Here is a 15,342-nt window from a genome sequence, read left to right on the forward strand (position 1 = left end):
TCAACACTTGATCGCAATGATCTAGAGGGCAGCATCCTGGCGGTGGTCAACCTGATTTGCGTCAGGCAGCTTCTCATTGTGCCGGATGCACGCCACATGGTGCCCGCCGCCAACATGCTCGACCGGTGGAACGACTTGCGCGCAGGCGGCGATGGCCTCGGGACAGCGAGTGCGGAAGACGCAGCCTGACGGCGGCGCGATCGGGCTCGGAATATCGCCTTGCAGGGGCGTGTGCATGCGGCGGCGCGTCGGATCCGGCACCGGCGCCGTGGCCAGCAGTGCCCTGGTGTAGGGGTGGCGCGGCGCGGCATAGACAAGCCGGCTCGGGCCGCGTTCCATGACGCGGCCGAGATACATGACCACCACCTCGTCGCACAGATATTCGACCACCGACAGGTCGTGGGCGATGAACAGAAGGGTGAGTCGGAGCTTGCTTTGCAAGTCGCCGAAGAGGTTGAGCACCTGAGCCTGCACGGAAACGTCGAGTGCCGACACCGGCTCGTCGGCGACGATGAATTGCGGCTCTACGGCGAGCGCGCGCGCAATGCCGATGCGCTGGCGCTGGCCGCCTGAGAATTCATGCGGGTAGCGGCCGGCATGCTCCGGCGACAGGCCGACCATCGTCAGCAATTCGCCGATGCGCTCGGTGCGTCGCCTGCCGCGTGGATAACCGGCCGCGTTCAGCGCTTCGCCAATGATGCCACCGATCCGCATGCGCGGATTGAGGCTCGAAAACGGATCCTGGAAGACGATCTGCAGCTTTTGCCGGTAGCCGCGCATCTCGCGCTGTGACAGCGAAAACAGGTCGACGCCGTCGAAGAGCGCCTTGCCTCCGGTCGGCTCCACCAGCCGCAGCAAGGCGCGGCCGGCCGTGGTCTTGCCGGATCCGGACTCGCCGACGAGACCAACCGTCGAGCCGCGCTGGATATCGAAGCTGACATCCTCGACAGCGTGGACGATGCGACCGCCTCTGGCCGGGAAATGCTTGGTCAGGCCCTGAACGCTGAGCAGCGGCTTCGCATCGACGGATTTAGCGGCCGGGCTCATAGCTCGGCGCTCCGGATGCAGCGGGACGCGCCATGCGGGCCGGCAGGCACAAGCGGCGGCGGTGCGGCCCGACAAGGCGCGATGGCGAAATCGCAGCGCGGCTCGAAGGCGCAGCCGGGCGGCAGACTGGTGATCGGCGGCACGCTGCCGGGGATCGAATGCAGCGCGCGGCGCTGTCCGGCTGCGTCGATATCGCGGGCGGCGTTCGGCGTGCAGGCCAGCAAGCCCTTGGTGTAGGGGTGACGCTGATGCGCGAAGAGGTCGTTGACCGGCGCCTGCTCGACGACGCGACCGCCATACATGACGACGACCTCATGGGCGATTTCGGCCACAACGCCGAGATTGTGCGTAATGAACAGGATCGACATGCCCATCTCGGCCTGGAGTCGGCGCAAGAGATCGAGAATTTGCGCCTGGATGGTGACGTCAAGCGCGGTTGTCGGCTCGTCGGCGATCAAAAGCGAGGGGCTGCAGGATAGCGCCATGGCGATCATGACCCGCTGCCGCATGCCGCCGGACATCTGATGCGGATAGTCGTCCAGGCGCGATTGCGCGTCGGGGATTTCGACATGTTTCAACATGGCTAAAGCGCGGTTGCGCGCCTCACGGCGATCGACCGGCTCATGCAGGGCGATCATCTCGCCGATCTGGTCGCCGACCGTGAACAGCGGATTGAGGCTGGTCATCGGTTCCTGGAAGATCATCGCGATCTCGCTGCCGCGCAACTTGCGAAACTGCCGCTGGCTGAAGCCCGCGAGATTGTGGACGCGTTCCTGCCGGTCGCGAAACAGGATGCTGCCGCCGGCGATGCCGCCCGGCCGTGATAAAAGCCCCATGATGGAAAGGCTGGTGACCGATTTGCCGGAGCCGGATTCGCCGACCACGGCGAGTGTTCTGCCGCGCTTCAGATCGAAGGTCACGCCATCGACCGCCTTCGCCGTCACCCGGCGCGTCACGAACCAGCTCTTGAGATCACGGACCGAGAGGATGACGTCGCTGGCCAACCGCTCTGTCATGACTTCCACCCGCAATGCGGACAGGCATGGGTACCGCCCTCGCCTTCCGCCGGCACATGGCGATGCGCGGCCACGGCCTGGGCGCCGAGGATGGCATGGCGCGGTTCGAAAAGCCGATGCAGCGTGCCGAGCGCGTCTTGCGAATCGCGAACCGTGAGATCGGCGTCGACGATGTCGAACAGCGTGAATTCCGCCGGCTTGCCTTTCTCCAGCAGTTTCTCGGTCGGCAGGCGGATGGCGCGCCGGGGAGCCGTGGTCGAGGCCGCCACCACGTCCTCGAATTTCATGCCAAGCGACAGGAGCTTCGACATGGTCGTGGCCATGTCCCAGACCGCGCCGTCCAGCGAACGGTTATGGAGATCTGTTGAGATCGTCGCTGGCGGCAGGCCACGCTCCAGCGCGGCCTTGGCGACGTCGAAGGAGAAGGACGCGCCGCCGTGGCCGACATCGAGCACGATGCCGCGCGCCGCCGCCTGCTCGGCAAGCCGGTAAAGATCGTCGTCCTCGATGATCGAGCCGCCGGCCTTGCCGTTGAAGCAGTGGGTGACGATGTCGCCTTCGCTCAAGAGGCCGAGCACGTCGTCATAGAGTGGCGGCGGCTCGCCGACATGGACCATGATCGGCAGCTTCAGTATACGGCTGAGCTTCTTGGCGAGCCGCACCGGCGTCAGGTCCCAGGCGCCGGTGATGACATGGCTGGCGCGGACTTTCAGCCCGATGATGACGTCACGATTGGCCTCGACCGTGGCGATGGTCCTATCGAAGTCGATCGAGCGCATGTCGATCAACTCGCTCACCCTGTTGCAGGCAACCAGGCCGATCGAGCCGATATTCAGGAAGGCGTAGACGTTCTCCCTGGCAGGCTCAACGATGAACTCGCGAAAGCCATGGAAATTCGCCTCGCCCGCCGAGCCGGCATCGACCATGGTGGTGACGCCGCGCGCGGCGCCGCATTGCTCCGGACGCAGCGAAATGTCGGTGCCGCCATACCAGACATGGACATGCAGATCGGTCCAGCCCGGCGAGAGAAACGCGCCTTTGGCATCGACAAGCTCGACGCCGTCGCCTCCGGCAATCGCCGACGAGGTCTCGGCGATCCGGCCCTGCTCGTCGATCATCACGTCGATCGGCTGGCCGACGCCGTCGCCGAACCCGACAGGTCTGGCGCCCTTGATCAGCAGCGGCCTCGCGGCCTTGGGAAAGCGGTTGGCAAACATCAGATATCCTTGGCGAGACGTGGATCGAGAAGGTCGCGCAGCCCATCGCCGAGCAGTTGCAGCGACAGCACCGTGACGACGATTGCGGCGCCGGGAAACATCATCACCCAGCCCGCCTGGTCCATGTATTGGCGGCCGGTGGCGATCATGGTGCCCCAGGTCGGAATGTCGGGTGAAATGCCGACGCCGAGGAAAGACAGGCCGGCCTCCGCCAGGATGGCATTGGCGAAGATGAAGGTGCCCTGCACCAGGAGCGGCGACGTCACGTTGCGCAGCACGTGGCGGATCAGGATGACCGGTGTCGGCACGCCGAGCGCCCGCGCCGCCTCGACATAGGGAAGCTCGCGGATCACCAGTGTCGAGGCGCGCACGACGCGGGCGATCCTTGGCGCATAGACGATGCCGAGCGCCACCACGACATTGACCGCCGTCGCGCCCAGGGCTGCGACCAGCGCGATCGCCAGCAGGATATCCGGGAACGCCATCATGGCATCGATCAGCCGCGACACTGGCGTGTCGAGGCGTTTGAAGTAACCTGCCGTCAGCCCCAGGATGGTGCCGATGATCGACGACAGGACGACCACCGAGAAGCCGACGCTGAGCGAGGTGCGCGCGGCATAGAGCATGCGGGTGAACACGTCCCGGCCGAGATCGTCGGTGCCGAACAGATGGGCGAGGCTCGGCGCATGCAGCCGGCTGGCGATCGAAAGTTTCGACGGCGCATAGGGTGCTATGACGGGCGCCAGGATGGCGGCCGCCACGATGATCACCAGCACGATCAGGCCGATCGCCGATGTCGGTCGGCCGATCAGCCGCGACAGGATGTTGGGTTCGGAATGAAGCGGGACGGAGATCGCGGCCATCAGTAGCGAACCCTGGGGTCGACGACGAGGTAGAGCATGTCGATGGCGAAATTGACCAGCACGTAGAGGCCGGCAATGACCAGCAGCGCGCCCTGGATGACCGGATAGTCGCGCCGCAGCACCGCCGACACCACCAGGCTGCCGACGCCGGGCAGGCCGAACACCGTTTCGGTGACCACCGCTCCGGATATGAGCAGAGCGGCGGTCAGCCCGATCACCGTGATGATCGGGATCAATGCATTCTTGAAGGCGTGCTTCAGCACCACACGCCACTCGCTCATGCCTTTCGAGCGCGCGGTGCGCACGTAATCGTCGTTGAGCACGTCGAGCATCGAGGCGCGGGTGAAGCGGGTGATCAGCGCCGAGCTGACGAGGCCGAGCGCCAGCGCCGGCAGCACGAGGTGGTTGAGCCTGACCGCGAAGGACGCGTCTGGCCCGCCATAACCGGACGTATCGAACCAGCCGAGCCTGACGGCGAAGAACTGGATGAACAGCAGGCCTAGCCAGAAACTCGGCACGCTGGCTGCGAACATGGCCACCGTCGTCGTCGCCTGGTCGAAGATCGATCCGCGCTTGTAGGCAGCGAGTATCCCGACCGGCAAGGCGATCGCCGTTGCGATCAGAAGCGAGAACACCGTGAGGAAGAAGGTGGGCTCGGCGCGCTGGGCGAGTGCTGTCGTGACCGGCTCGTTGAGGAAGATCGACTGGCCGAAATCGCCCTGGACGACGCCGAGGACGTAACGGCCGAATTGCTCCGCGATCGAACCGTCGAGCCCGAGCCGGGAGCGCAGCGCGGCGATGTCGGCCGCGGAAGCATCCGGACCGAGCATCACGGCGGCCGGATCGCCGGGCGTTACCCGCACGATGACGAAGACGATGGTGACGACCAGCGCCATCACGACGATCATGCCGAGAAGCCTGTTGAGGATCGAGCGCAGCATCGGCGTTCAGCCTGTCTTCAGTGATCTATCGAATGTTCTCGGGTGCCGACCTTGATTGGCCGGCACCCTGTTTGCCTGCCCCGGTCGCGCGCGGGACAGGCGGGAGGAGCCTATTTGCCTTCGAGATAGGCGTTCCAGAAATAGGGCCATGGCGCCGGCGTCACGCCCTTCAGCGTCGGCGCCTGGGCGGCCAGGGCGTTGAAGTCGCCGATCTTGACCGCCGGAACCTCGTCGAGGACCGCCTTCTGGACATCGGCGAACAGCTGGACGCGCTTGGCCGGATCGGATTCGGCATTGAAGGCATCGAGCACCTTGTGCTTGCGGTCGGAGACCCACCAACCGGGCGAGGAGTCCGACATGATGCCGGTGAGCGACGGCTCGGGCAGGAACGGGCTGTGGGTAATGTAGATATCCCAGAGCGCCGGATCGGTGCGGTTCTTGGTCAGCGTCGCCCACTCGACGACGTCGAGCTGAACCTGGAACCCGGCGGCCTTGAGATACTCCGCGGCGACCTGCGCCATCTTATAGTGAAATTCGTACTGGCGGCTGGTGAGGATGCGCAGCGGTTTGCCGTCATAGCCGGCTTCCTTCACCAGGGCCGCGGCAGCCTCCGTGTCGCCGTCCGGCTTGTACGCTTCCGTGCCGGCATCGCTGTGCCAGGCATAGCCTTCCGGATAGAGCGCGCCGTCGGCTGCGAAGAAGTCCTTGGAGCCGAAGGCCGCGAGCAGCATGTCGTTGGGCGCGAGTGCTGCCTGGATGGCCTTGCGGATGCGGATGTCGCTGTTCGGGCCCTGCTTGGTGTTGAGCACAAAGACCGGCCAGCCGAACGGCTTCAGGATGACCGGTGCGGTCTTGCCGCTGGAGATCTTGTCGAACGACTCGACAGGAAGCGCGTCGACATAGGCGAACTGGCCGGCGACGGCCCCTTCCACGCGGGTGTTGGCGTCGGGAACCGGCACGAAACGGATTTCGTCGAGATACTGCTTTCTGGCGCCGCCATAGCCGTTGGACTCGCCGTCGCGCGATTTGTAGCCGTCGAAACGGGCAAGCTGGATGAACTGGTCTGGCTTGCGGTCCTTCAGCATATAGGGGCCGGTGCCGACGAAACTGGTGAGCGGATCCTGCTTGGCATTCTCGGAAGGAATGATGATGGCGGCCGCGTTGTTCAGCGACAGCAGCGCCAGCAGCGGCGCGAAGCGTTTCTTGAGGGTTATCTTGACTGTGTTGTCGTCGACTGCGTCGACCGCGGCGATCACCTCGGCGGCCTGCTTGCCGCGGGTGGCGACCTTCATCCAGCGTTGCAGCGATGCGACGACGTCGGCGGAATTCATGTCGCTGCCGTCGTGGAACTTTACGCCGGTTCTCAGCTTGATCGTGTAGGCGAGGCCGTCCGGCGAGATTTGCGGCATGTCGGCGGCGAGAAGCGGGGTGATGCCCCAGTCCTTATCGAAGGTATAGAGCGTTTCGTAGATATGCTGGGTGACGATGCCGACGAGATCGGCCGTGGACGCCATCGGATCGAGTGTGGGCGGCTCGCCGATCGTGGCCACATCGACAACGCCACCTTTGGCCGGCTCGGCCAGTGCTGTGCCCGTTGCCGAAAGCACAAGCGCGGCCAGCGAAGCAGCAATTTTCACGAAGCGCTTCATCTTGGTTCCCTTCCGTTATTCCATATTTATGGAATTTATATCTTAGTTACGGACTAATAAGCGCATCGCAACTTCCGGCCGTCAAGGTCTTTCGGTTCTGGAAATGGATCGCGCCGAGGCGTCCGCCAGTCTTGGGCTGATAGAGGCGTGCCGATGCGGTTCGACCGGTTTCGGGAGCGCGCCGGCGGACGATTGGGACAAAAAGCCGGATTTGAACCGGACCGGAGCAAGCCTCGCCGCGCCCGTTTCTGTCCCCGTTATCCACACATGTGACACACAAGATATTGGGGTCACAAAACCTACAAAAACGAATCCTTGACGGTTCAAAACGAGTCGCTTTTTATAGGTCATGCGCTCCTGTTGCGGGCGTGACCGGAAAGTTTAGAGGCCGGTCTTTTTTCCCGGATTTTGTGCGTTTTGCCCACATTTCCGCCTGTTCACGAGGCCGGCGGAAGCGTTGGGAATGTTGGGGCTTGGGTGGGCGAAAGGGAGAATTGTCGGCCTGGAAAAAATGATCTGTTAACACTATATTTAGTGTTTGCAGGCAGGCTCGACCCTAGATAGTGTGAACCTCCCTCTAGTGAGGGAATCGACCAAAGTTTCAGTTTAGGGACCCGCGGGGGTCGGCCTGCAGCCCGGGCAAATGTCCGGCAAGGTGTTTTGCTGTCTGCATGGCGGCGCCCGCGACGAGGAGAATGCCGGCGTCACCTGCGGTGTCGGCAAATGGCGGACTGCGCTTTTCGCGATGCGGGGCAGAAATCCCTGGGAAAAGCGCTATATGTAGACAAAGGGATCGGACCAATGCGCATCGAGCGTCGCTTCACCAAGCCAGACCAAGCAGGTCAAGAAAGGGCTGCCTATGCGGAGATCGAATTCCGCAAGGCCCTGTCGGAGATCAAGAATCCCGATGGCTCGGTGGTTTTCCGCCTCGACAACATCGATGTGCCGGCCCAGTTCAGCCAGGTCGCGGCCGACATCCTGGCCCAGAAATATTTCCGCAAGGCCGGCGTGCCGGCGCGCCTGAAGAAGGTCGAGGAGAACGACGTCCCCTCCTTCCTGTGGCGCTCGGTTGCCGACGAGGCCGAACTCGCCAAGCTCCCCGAGGCAGAGCGCTATGGTTCGGAAACCGACGCCCGCCAGGTCTTCGACCGGCTCTCCGGCACCTGGACCTATTGGGGCTGGAAGGGCGGCTATTTCAAGTCGGAGGAAGACGCGCGCGCCTTCCGCGACGAGCTCGCCTATATGCTCGCCACCCAGCGCGTCGCGCCGAACTCGCCGCAGTGGTTCAACACCGGCCTGCACTGGGCCTATGGCATCGACGGTCCGAGCCAGGGCCACTTCTATGTCGACCCCTTCACCGGCAAGCTGACCAAGTCGAAGTCCGCCTACGAGCACCCGCAGCCGCATGCCTGCTTCATCCAGAGCGTGCAGGACGACCTCGTCAACGAGGGCGGCATCATGGACCTGTGGGTACGTGAGGCGCGCCTGTTCAAATACGGCTCCGGCACCGGCTCGAACTTCTCGATGCTGCGCGGCGAAGGCGAGAAGCTGTCCGGCGGCGGCCGCTCGTCGGGCCTGATGAGCTTCCTCAAGATCGGCGACCGCGCCGCCGGTGCCATCAAGTCGGGCGGCACGACGCGCCGCGCCGCCAAGATGGTCATCGTCGACGCCGACCATCCCGATATCGAGCAATTCATCGACTGGAAGGTCAATGAGGAGCAGAAGGTCGCCTCGCTGGTGACCGGCTCGAAGATCGTCAAGAAGCACCTCGAAGCGATCATGAAGGCCTGCGTCAATTGCGAAGGCCATGACGACGACTGCTTCGACCCTGCTTTGAACACCGCGCTGAAGCGCGAGATCAAGTTGGCCAAGCGGAACTCGGTTCCGGAGAATTATATCTACCGGGTCATCCAGTTCGCCAAGCAAGGCTACACCTCGATGTCGTTCAAGACCTACGACACCGACTGGGATTCGGACGCCTATCTCACCGTCTCCGGCCAGAACTCCAACAACTCGGTGTCGCTGAAGGACAACTTCCTGCGCGCCGTCGAGGCCGATGGCGACTGGCAGCTTACCGCCCGCAAGGACGGCAATGTCCTGAAGACGCTGAAGGCGCGCGACCTGTGGGAAAAGATCGGCTATGCCGCCTGGGCGTCGGCCGACCCCGGCCTGCACTTCAACACGACGATGAACGACTGGCACACCTGCGCTTCCGCCGGTGCGATCCGGGCCTCCAACCCGTGCTCGGAATACATGTTCCTCGACGACACGGCCTGCAACCTGGCCTCGATCAACCTTTTGCCCTACCGCAAGGAAGACGGCACGATCGATATCGCCGCCTACGAACACACCGTGCGGCTGTGGACCGTCGTGCTCGAAATCTCGGTGATGATGGCGCAGTTCCCGTCGAAGGAGATCGCCAAGCTTTCCTACGACTACCGCACGCTCGGCCTCGGCTACGCCAATATCGGTGGCCTCCTGATGACCTCGGGCATTCCTTATGACTCCGACGAGGGCCGCGCCATCTGCGCAGCGCTCACCGCGATCATGACCGGCGTCGCCTATTCGACCTCGGCCGAGATGGCCTCCGAGCTCGGCGCCTTCCCTGACTATGACCGCAACGCCCAGAACATGCTGCGCGTCATGCGCAACCACCGCCGCGCCGCCTACGGCGACAAGGACGGCTACGAAAAGCTCGCCGTCAATCCGGTGCCGCTGGTCGCTTCCGACCTCAAGCAGCAGGCGCTGGCCGAGCATGCCCGCGCCGCCTGGGACCGCGCCATCGAGCTTGGCGAGGAGCATGGCTACCGCAACGCGCAGGCGACCGTGATCGCGCCGACCGGCACGATCGGCCTGGTCATGGATTGCGACACCACCGGCATCGAGCCCGACTTCGCGCTGGTCAAGTTCAAGAAGCTCGCCGGCGGCGGCTATTTCAAGATCATCAACCGCGCCGTGCCGGAAGCGCTGCGCACGCTGGGTTATTCCGAAAGCCAGATCGCCGAAATCGAGGCCTATGCGGTCGGCCACGGCAACCTCAACCAGGCACCCGGCATCAACCCGTCATCGCTGAAGGCCAAGGGCTTCACCGACGAGAAGATCGCGGCGCTGAATGCGGCGCTGAAGTCGGCCTTCGACATCAAGTTCGTGTTCAACCAGTGGACGCTCGGCGCCGACTGGGTGAAGGAGACGCTCGGCTTCACCGACGAGCAGCTCGGCGACTTCTCCTTCGAGATGCTGCCGGCTCTTGGCTTCTCCAGGAAGGACGTCGACGCCGCCAACATCCATGTCTGCGGTGCGATGACGCTGGAAGGCGCGCCGTTCCTCAAAGCCGAGCACCTCGCGGTGTTCGACTGCGCCAGCCCCTGCGGCAAGATCGGCAAGCGCTCGCTGTCGATCCAGAGCCACATCCTGATGATGGCTGCGGCGCAGCCTTTCATCTCGGGCGCCATCTCCAAGACCATCAACATGCCGAACGAGGCGACGGTCGAGGACGCCAAGAACGCCTACATGCTGTCCTGGAAGCTGGCGCTGAAGGCCAACGCGCTCTATCGCGACGGCTCGAAGCTGTCGCAGCCGCTCAATGCCTCGCTGCTCGCCGATGACGACGAGGATGAGGACGAAGCGGTCGAGCAGTTGATCGCCGCCCCCGCCGCCCAGCGCGCCGTGCAGGTGACGGAGAAGATCGTCGAGCGCGTGGTGGAGCGTCTCTATCGCGACCGCGAGAAGCTGCCTAACCGCCGCAAGGGCTACACGCAGAAGGCCGTCGTCGGCGGCCACAAGGTGTATCTCAGGACCGGCGAGTTCGACGACGGCCGCCTGGGCGAGATCTTCATCGACATGCACAAGGAAGGCGCCGCCTTCCGCGCGATGATGAACAACTTCGCCATCGCCATCTCGCTCGGCCTGCAATATGGCGTGCCGCTCGACGAATATGTCGAGGCCTTCACCTTCACCAAGTTCGAGCCCGCCGGCATGGTGCAGGGCAACGACGCGATCAAGAACGCGACGTCGATCCTCGACTACGTGTTCCGCGAGTTGGCCGTCTCCTATCTCGGCCGCCACGACCTCGCCCATGTCGACCAGTCGGACTTCGACAAGACGGCACTTGGCCGCGGCATCACCGAAGGCAAGGCGACGCCCTTCTCCAAGGGCCTCTATCGCGGCGCCTCGCCGGTGAAGCTGGTGTCGGGCATCGGCGGCGAACCGAAGGGGCTTGGCGGCTCCGCCCCGACGACGACCCCTGCCCGCGCCGCGCCCACCGCCTTCGCCGGCTCCAACGTGCTGGCGCTGAAGCCGGCAAGCGACGAGGCGATCGCCTACAAGCGAGACTATGAGGAACGCGCCAGGGAACTTGCCGAGGAGATGGTGGAACAGGAAGCCGAGGCCGCCGGCGGCGCCGAAGCGCTCTTCACCGACGCTGCAGCCAACGAAGCGGCCGAAGCGAAGAAGCTCGCGGCCACCCGCCGCCAGCAGTCGCTGCTCCAGGGCTACACCGGCAACGAATGCTCCGAGTGCCACAACTTCACCATGGTGCGGAACGGCACCTGCGAGAAGTGTGATACGTGTGGTGCGACCAGCGGCTGCAGCTGAGAAATCTGAGCCACTAAAACGCAACAAATCGGCCCGGTCGCAAGATCGGGCCGATTTGTTTGGATCACCGGCGAGTCCGAAAATGATCGACCACATCACCATTGAAGTGAGCGACCTCGAGAAGAGCAAGTTCTTCTACGAAAAGGCTTTCTCGCCTTTTGGCTACAGCCTCTCCTTCGGCAAGGAGGGCGTGTTCTGGGCCTTCGATGTCGGCAATGGTTGCCTGTTCGAGATTCAGAGCACGGGCGAGAAGCCGCCGCTCACCCATCTGCATGTCGCCTTCCGGGCGAAGAGCAAGCCGGAGGTCGATGCCTTCTATCTGGCTGCGCTCGAGGCGGGCGCCGCGGACAATGGTGCCCCCGGCCCGCGTCCGGACTATGGAGCGAACTACTATGCCTGCTTCGTGCTCGATCCCGACGGCTACAACATCGAGGGAATGATCAACGAGGCGTGACCGGCACCCTCGCGGTGGTCATTGCCACCAATGCGTTGACATACGTCAAAGCCACACCAGCCATGAGGTCTACCATCGCCACCGTCAGCAATGGCTATGGAGGCGACGATGGACAAGGAGATCAAGGACAAGATCGAGACGCTGCTGGATCAGCATCGGGTCATGACGGTTGCGACCCTGAGGCCGGATGGTTGGCCGCAGGCGACGACGGTCGGCTACGTCAACGACGGCTTCACCCTCTACTTCCTCTGCGGCCTGGAAAGCCAGAAGGCGGCCAACATCGCGCGGGACGATCGTGTGTCGCTGACCATCGACCACGACGCGCCACAGGTGATGGAAATCACCGGACTTTCCATGGCGGCGCGTGCCCAGCCGGTCACCGACAGGGCCGAGGCTGAGAAGGTTCTGCGGATGCTGCCGATGAAGTATCCGCCGCAAGCCTCGCTGCCCGGCCCGATGCCGACGGCGGAGCAGGTGCGCATCTTCCGCGTGGTGCCCTCGGTGATTTCCGTGCTCGACTACTCGAAAGGCTTTGGCCACACGGATCTGGTCACGGTCTGAGCCGCACCTCCACGTTCGCGCCTCAATCCTTGAACGTGATCCCGTATTGCGCGGCCTTTTCCTTCGGCATATCCGCCAGCGCCTGGCGGACCGTGTAGCCGCCATAGACGTCGCCGCCGTTGCGGATCATCCAGTCCTCGACGTCGGCCTCGGCCACCGTCATGCGATCACCCATTTTGTACTGGTTGCCGTTGACCGGCTTGTCGGCGAGCAGGCCGACGAAATGGCCGTCGCTGAAGGCCACAAGCTGCATCCAGATATGCTCGGTGGCGCCGTTCTGGGTCAGCGGGAATTTGACCGTGTAGGTGCCAGGCGTGCGGGCGTCCATCAGTTCATGGAAGCGCGGCAGCGTCGAATGGCCCTTGGCCTTGGCGCCTTGCATCGCCTCGTCGGTGGTGGAATAGGCGACCACATTGTCCTTGGGCTCGCTGCCGCGCATGTGAGCCGTCGAATTGAAAAACCCGTAGCCGACGGCGGCCACCAAAGCGGCTGTAACAATCAGTTTGCGCATTGACCCCCTCCAGGTAGCGATCACGGATACGTTACCGGAAGGGCAGTTGCAGTACCGCTAATAGACAGAGTGAGCGAAGCGTTAGCGAAATACTAAAATTGCCGCCGATGCGCGGGGCGGTTTCAAACCAACAAACGGCAAATCGCTTGATCCAGGTCAACGCATCGCGGCTCTTCCCGCTGTCTCCTTGGCTGTTCATTCAAGGAGACTGGATGTGCCCACCGAAACCCTGATCGTCCTCGCTGTCGTCCTGGCCTATTTCGCCGTCTTCATGGGCGTGCTGGCCTACGCAACCTTAGCGGAATCGCGCCTTCGGCCGCGTGCGCAGCCGAAGAGGTCCGAAAGCGGATCAATCCGCGTCGGCCACCATCTGCCCGCCGCCCAGCCAGTTGCGCCACTGCCGCTCGTCGCCGTGAAAGACATTAAGGTCGACGCGGCCGCTCACTCCGTGTGACAGGCCGGAGCCGGAATACTGCCAGAACAGCCACTTGCGGCCCGGATAGACCTTTGACGGGTGCGCGGCGACCGCGCGCAACCAGAACGGATAGTCCGGGAAGGCGCCGCGAAGGTTGTCGCGATAGAAGTCGGGGCTGGTGTAGATGATGGGCCGCTGGCCATAGTGGCGCTCCAGCTTGTCCATGAACACCTGCATCTTCTCCAGGACTTTTTCACGCGACGGCCGGCGCCTGCAGGAGGAGTCGCCGTTCCATTCGACATCGATGACCGGTGGCAGCGCGCCGTCGACCTTCGGCACGTTGCGGATGAACCAGTCGGCCTGCTCGCCGGCGGTGCGGCACCAGTAGAAGAAATGGTAGGCGCCGCGCTTCAGGCCGGCGGCATCGGCATTGCGCCAGTTCCTCATGAACATCGGGTCGAGGTGGTCGCCGCCGTCGGTCGCCTTGATATAGGCGAAATTGGCGCCCTGGGCGCGCAGCTTCTGCCAATTGATATTGCCCTGCCAGCGCGAGACATCGACGCCGTGGACGGCAAGATGCCGGGGCGAGGATCGGCCGAAATTGATCGGCTTGGCATCGCGGAAAGCATAGCGGGTGACAGGGCTCGCCAGCATCGCGGGCGCTGCCCGCGACAGCCGCTTCGGCGGCGAGACGAGCGCCGCCTCCTGAACCGGCGGTTCGACCGTGTCCGGCAGGTCTGGAGCAGGAAACGCCACCGTCTCTTCCTCGGCAAGGCCGAAAGGACGCGAGTTCTCGTCGTCAGGACGCGAGTTCTCGTCGTCAGGACGCGAGTTCTCGTCGTCAGGACGCGAATTCTGGTCGTCAAGCAACGGCGCCGGCGGCCTGAAGCGCGCAGCGCCCGTCATCGACGCGGTCTCGACGGTGGTCTCGGTGTCGGCGGTCTTCACGGCCCTGGCTACCGGGGCGCTTGGCCTGACCACGGAGCTCGTCGTTTCGCTTGACGGCACCTGCAAGGCATCGACGCCCGACGTGGACGAACAGCCGGCAAGGCAAAGCGATGCGACCACGAAACTGACGACGCCTGAAATCCGCATCTTGACCTGTACGCAAATACAAAACAGACCGAAGGCAGGAACGGCGCCGCCGGAAGCTCCATTCCTAATGAGAAATTACCAACAAAGTTTGAATCAAAATTTACTTTTGGTCCGGCCGGGCGATTCGCGGCTGGCCCGCCAGGTGGGGTTCTGGGCTAGCGCCTGAACACCCCGATCATCGGCCCGAGATTCCAGAAATCGTCGTTGCGGCCGATGGCCGGCGCATAAAGGCTCGATATCGAGCCGTCGAGGAACAGCGCGTTCGGGCAGCCGAGCTCGTCGCGGAACAGGCGGGCGAATTCATGGAAGGTCACGACGTCGTTCGAGATGGCGAAGACGGCAACGCCGTCGGCACGCACGCCGACGCCATCGCGGATTTTTCGCGACGGGCTGCCTGGCTGGAATTTTGGATGCAGCTTGCCGTCGATGACCAGCATCGGTCCCGATTGAGTGGCAAAATCCACCTTCGGGGGACGCTTCAGATAATCCTTGGTCGCGCGAACGCCGGCCTTGCTGTCGCTTAAGTAGAAGATGCCGTTCGGCTGCATGGAAAAATTGCCGGTGCCGGTCCCGATCTTCGCCGACGCGATCTGCTGCCCCCGCTCGACATAGAGCCCGACCGGCGCAAGATTGGGATGGTACATGCCGGCATTGATGCCGAAGAGCATCGTGCGCCCGGCAGCCTGTTGCGCGCTGCGAAGATTGTGCAGCGACTGGTAGAGCTTGCCGTCGGGATCCTTCCAGAACAGCTCGATCGAATAGTGTTTCGGATCGGTCTCGCAGACGAGATAGGTAGCGCTCTCGAAGGTGCGGTCGCGGCACGGCGGCAGCGCCGCCAGCCACTGGCCAAGCCCCATGCCCGCTCCGACTGTCGCCGGCAGCGCCGATTTCACCAGCATCGCCAGCAAGGGCACCGATTGCAGAAGCGTCGCGAGATCCATCAGCGCACCCGAAGCCAAGGTCGGGTGTTGATATAGCGG

The 15,342-nt window shown here is 63.6% G+C and carries 14 protein-coding genes; 5 read left to right on the forward strand and 9 right to left on the reverse strand.

Translation table 11 applies throughout. From position 1 onward, the window contains the following. Positions 1-21: 21 nt before the first annotated feature. The 6 genes from EN853_RS12305 to EN853_RS12330 form a co-directional block, all read right to left on the reverse strand. The gene (locus EN853_RS12305) at positions 22-1,047 is read right to left on the reverse strand and encodes an ABC transporter ATP-binding protein (RefSeq protein ID WP_127860163.1); all 1,026 of its coding nucleotides are present in this window, start codon (positions 1,045-1,047) and stop codon (positions 22-24) included. After that, complete coding sequence (locus EN853_RS12310) at positions 1,044-2,063, reverse strand: ABC transporter ATP-binding protein (protein ID WP_127860162.1); 1,020 nt, start codon at positions 2,061-2,063, stop codon at positions 1,044-1,046. Before EN853_RS12310 ends, EN853_RS12305 begins: the two co-directional genes overlap by 4 nt. Beyond that, positions 2,060-3,280 carry an amidohydrolase/deacetylase family metallohydrolase gene (locus tag EN853_RS12315; RefSeq protein ID WP_127860161.1) on the reverse strand — a complete coding sequence of 407 codons (1,221 nt, stop codon included), beginning with the start codon at positions 3,278-3,280 and terminating at the stop codon, positions 2,060-2,062. Before EN853_RS12315 ends, EN853_RS12310 begins: the two co-directional genes overlap by 4 nt. Beyond that, positions 3,280-4,143, reverse strand: coding sequence for an ABC transporter permease (locus tag EN853_RS12320; RefSeq protein WP_127860160.1), 864 nt, complete (start codon positions 4,141-4,143; stop codon positions 3,280-3,282). Before EN853_RS12320 ends, EN853_RS12315 begins: the two co-directional genes overlap by 1 nt. Then, positions 4,143-5,084: an ABC transporter permease gene (locus EN853_RS12325; protein WP_127860159.1), complete on the reverse strand. Its 942-nt coding sequence runs from the start codon at positions 5,082-5,084 to the stop codon at positions 4,143-4,145. Before EN853_RS12325 ends, EN853_RS12320 begins: the two co-directional genes overlap by 1 nt. A gap of 110 nt (positions 5,085-5,194) precedes the next feature. Continuing rightward, a complete protein-coding gene (locus tag EN853_RS12330) occupies positions 5,195-6,733 on the reverse strand; it encodes an ABC transporter substrate-binding protein (RefSeq protein WP_127860158.1) in 1,539 nt (512 codons plus the stop codon). Between the two features lie 643 nt (positions 6,734-7,376). Between EN853_RS12330 and EN853_RS33910 the strand changes: the two genes are divergently transcribed. From EN853_RS33910 to EN853_RS12345, 4 genes are all read left to right on the forward strand, one after another. Then, on the forward strand, positions 7,377-7,517 hold the full coding sequence (locus EN853_RS33910) for a hypothetical protein (protein ID WP_167524453.1): 141 nt from the start codon (positions 7,377-7,379) through the stop codon (positions 7,515-7,517). Between the two features lie 17 nt (positions 7,518-7,534). After that, positions 7,535-11,326 carry a vitamin B12-dependent ribonucleotide reductase gene (locus tag EN853_RS12335; protein WP_127860157.1) on the forward strand — a complete coding sequence of 1,264 codons (3,792 nt, stop codon included), beginning with the start codon at positions 7,535-7,537 and terminating at the stop codon, positions 11,324-11,326. An 82-nt stretch (positions 11,327-11,408) separates the two neighbouring features. Continuing rightward, positions 11,409-11,780 carry a VOC family protein gene (locus EN853_RS12340; protein WP_127860156.1) on the forward strand — a complete coding sequence of 124 codons (372 nt, stop codon included), beginning with the start codon at positions 11,409-11,411 and terminating at the stop codon, positions 11,778-11,780. Positions 11,781-11,888: 108 nt separating this feature from the next. Continuing rightward, positions 11,889-12,341: a pyridoxamine 5'-phosphate oxidase family protein gene (locus EN853_RS12345; protein WP_127860155.1), complete on the forward strand. Its 453-nt coding sequence runs from the start codon at positions 11,889-11,891 to the stop codon at positions 12,339-12,341. Positions 12,342-12,363: 22 nt separating this feature from the next. Here EN853_RS12345 and EN853_RS12350 read toward each other — a convergent pair whose 3' ends face one another. Together EN853_RS12350 and EN853_RS12355 are read right to left on the reverse strand one after the other, a co-directional pair. Then, positions 12,364-12,852 carry a DUF2314 domain-containing protein gene (locus EN853_RS12350; protein WP_127860154.1) on the reverse strand — a complete coding sequence of 163 codons (489 nt, stop codon included), beginning with the start codon at positions 12,850-12,852 and terminating at the stop codon, positions 12,364-12,366. Between the two features lie 349 nt (positions 12,853-13,201). After that, on the reverse strand, positions 13,202-14,215 hold the full coding sequence (locus EN853_RS12355) for a glycoside hydrolase family 25 protein (RefSeq protein ID WP_245516942.1): 1,014 nt from the start codon (positions 14,213-14,215) through the stop codon (positions 13,202-13,204). Between EN853_RS12355 and EN853_RS34530 the strand changes: the two genes are divergently transcribed. Next, on the forward strand, positions 14,199-14,528 hold the full coding sequence (locus EN853_RS34530; protein WP_245516944.1) for a hypothetical protein: 330 nt from the start codon (positions 14,199-14,201) through the stop codon (positions 14,526-14,528). The genes EN853_RS12355 and EN853_RS34530 overlap by 17 nt on opposite strands. On the opposite strand, the gene EN853_RS12360 is transcribed toward EN853_RS34530, so the two are convergent. Then, positions 14,518-15,303 (reverse strand): phosphodiester glycosidase family protein, encoded by a 786-nt coding sequence (locus tag EN853_RS12360; protein ID WP_127860152.1) that lies wholly within the window; start codon positions 15,301-15,303, stop codon positions 14,518-14,520. The genes EN853_RS34530 and EN853_RS12360 overlap by 11 nt on opposite strands. Positions 15,304-15,342: the final 39 nt, after the last annotated feature.

Source organism: Mesorhizobium sp. M1C.F.Ca.ET.210.01.1.1, assembly GCF_004791585.1.
GTDB lineage: Bacteria > Pseudomonadota > Alphaproteobacteria > Rhizobiales > Rhizobiaceae > Mesorhizobium.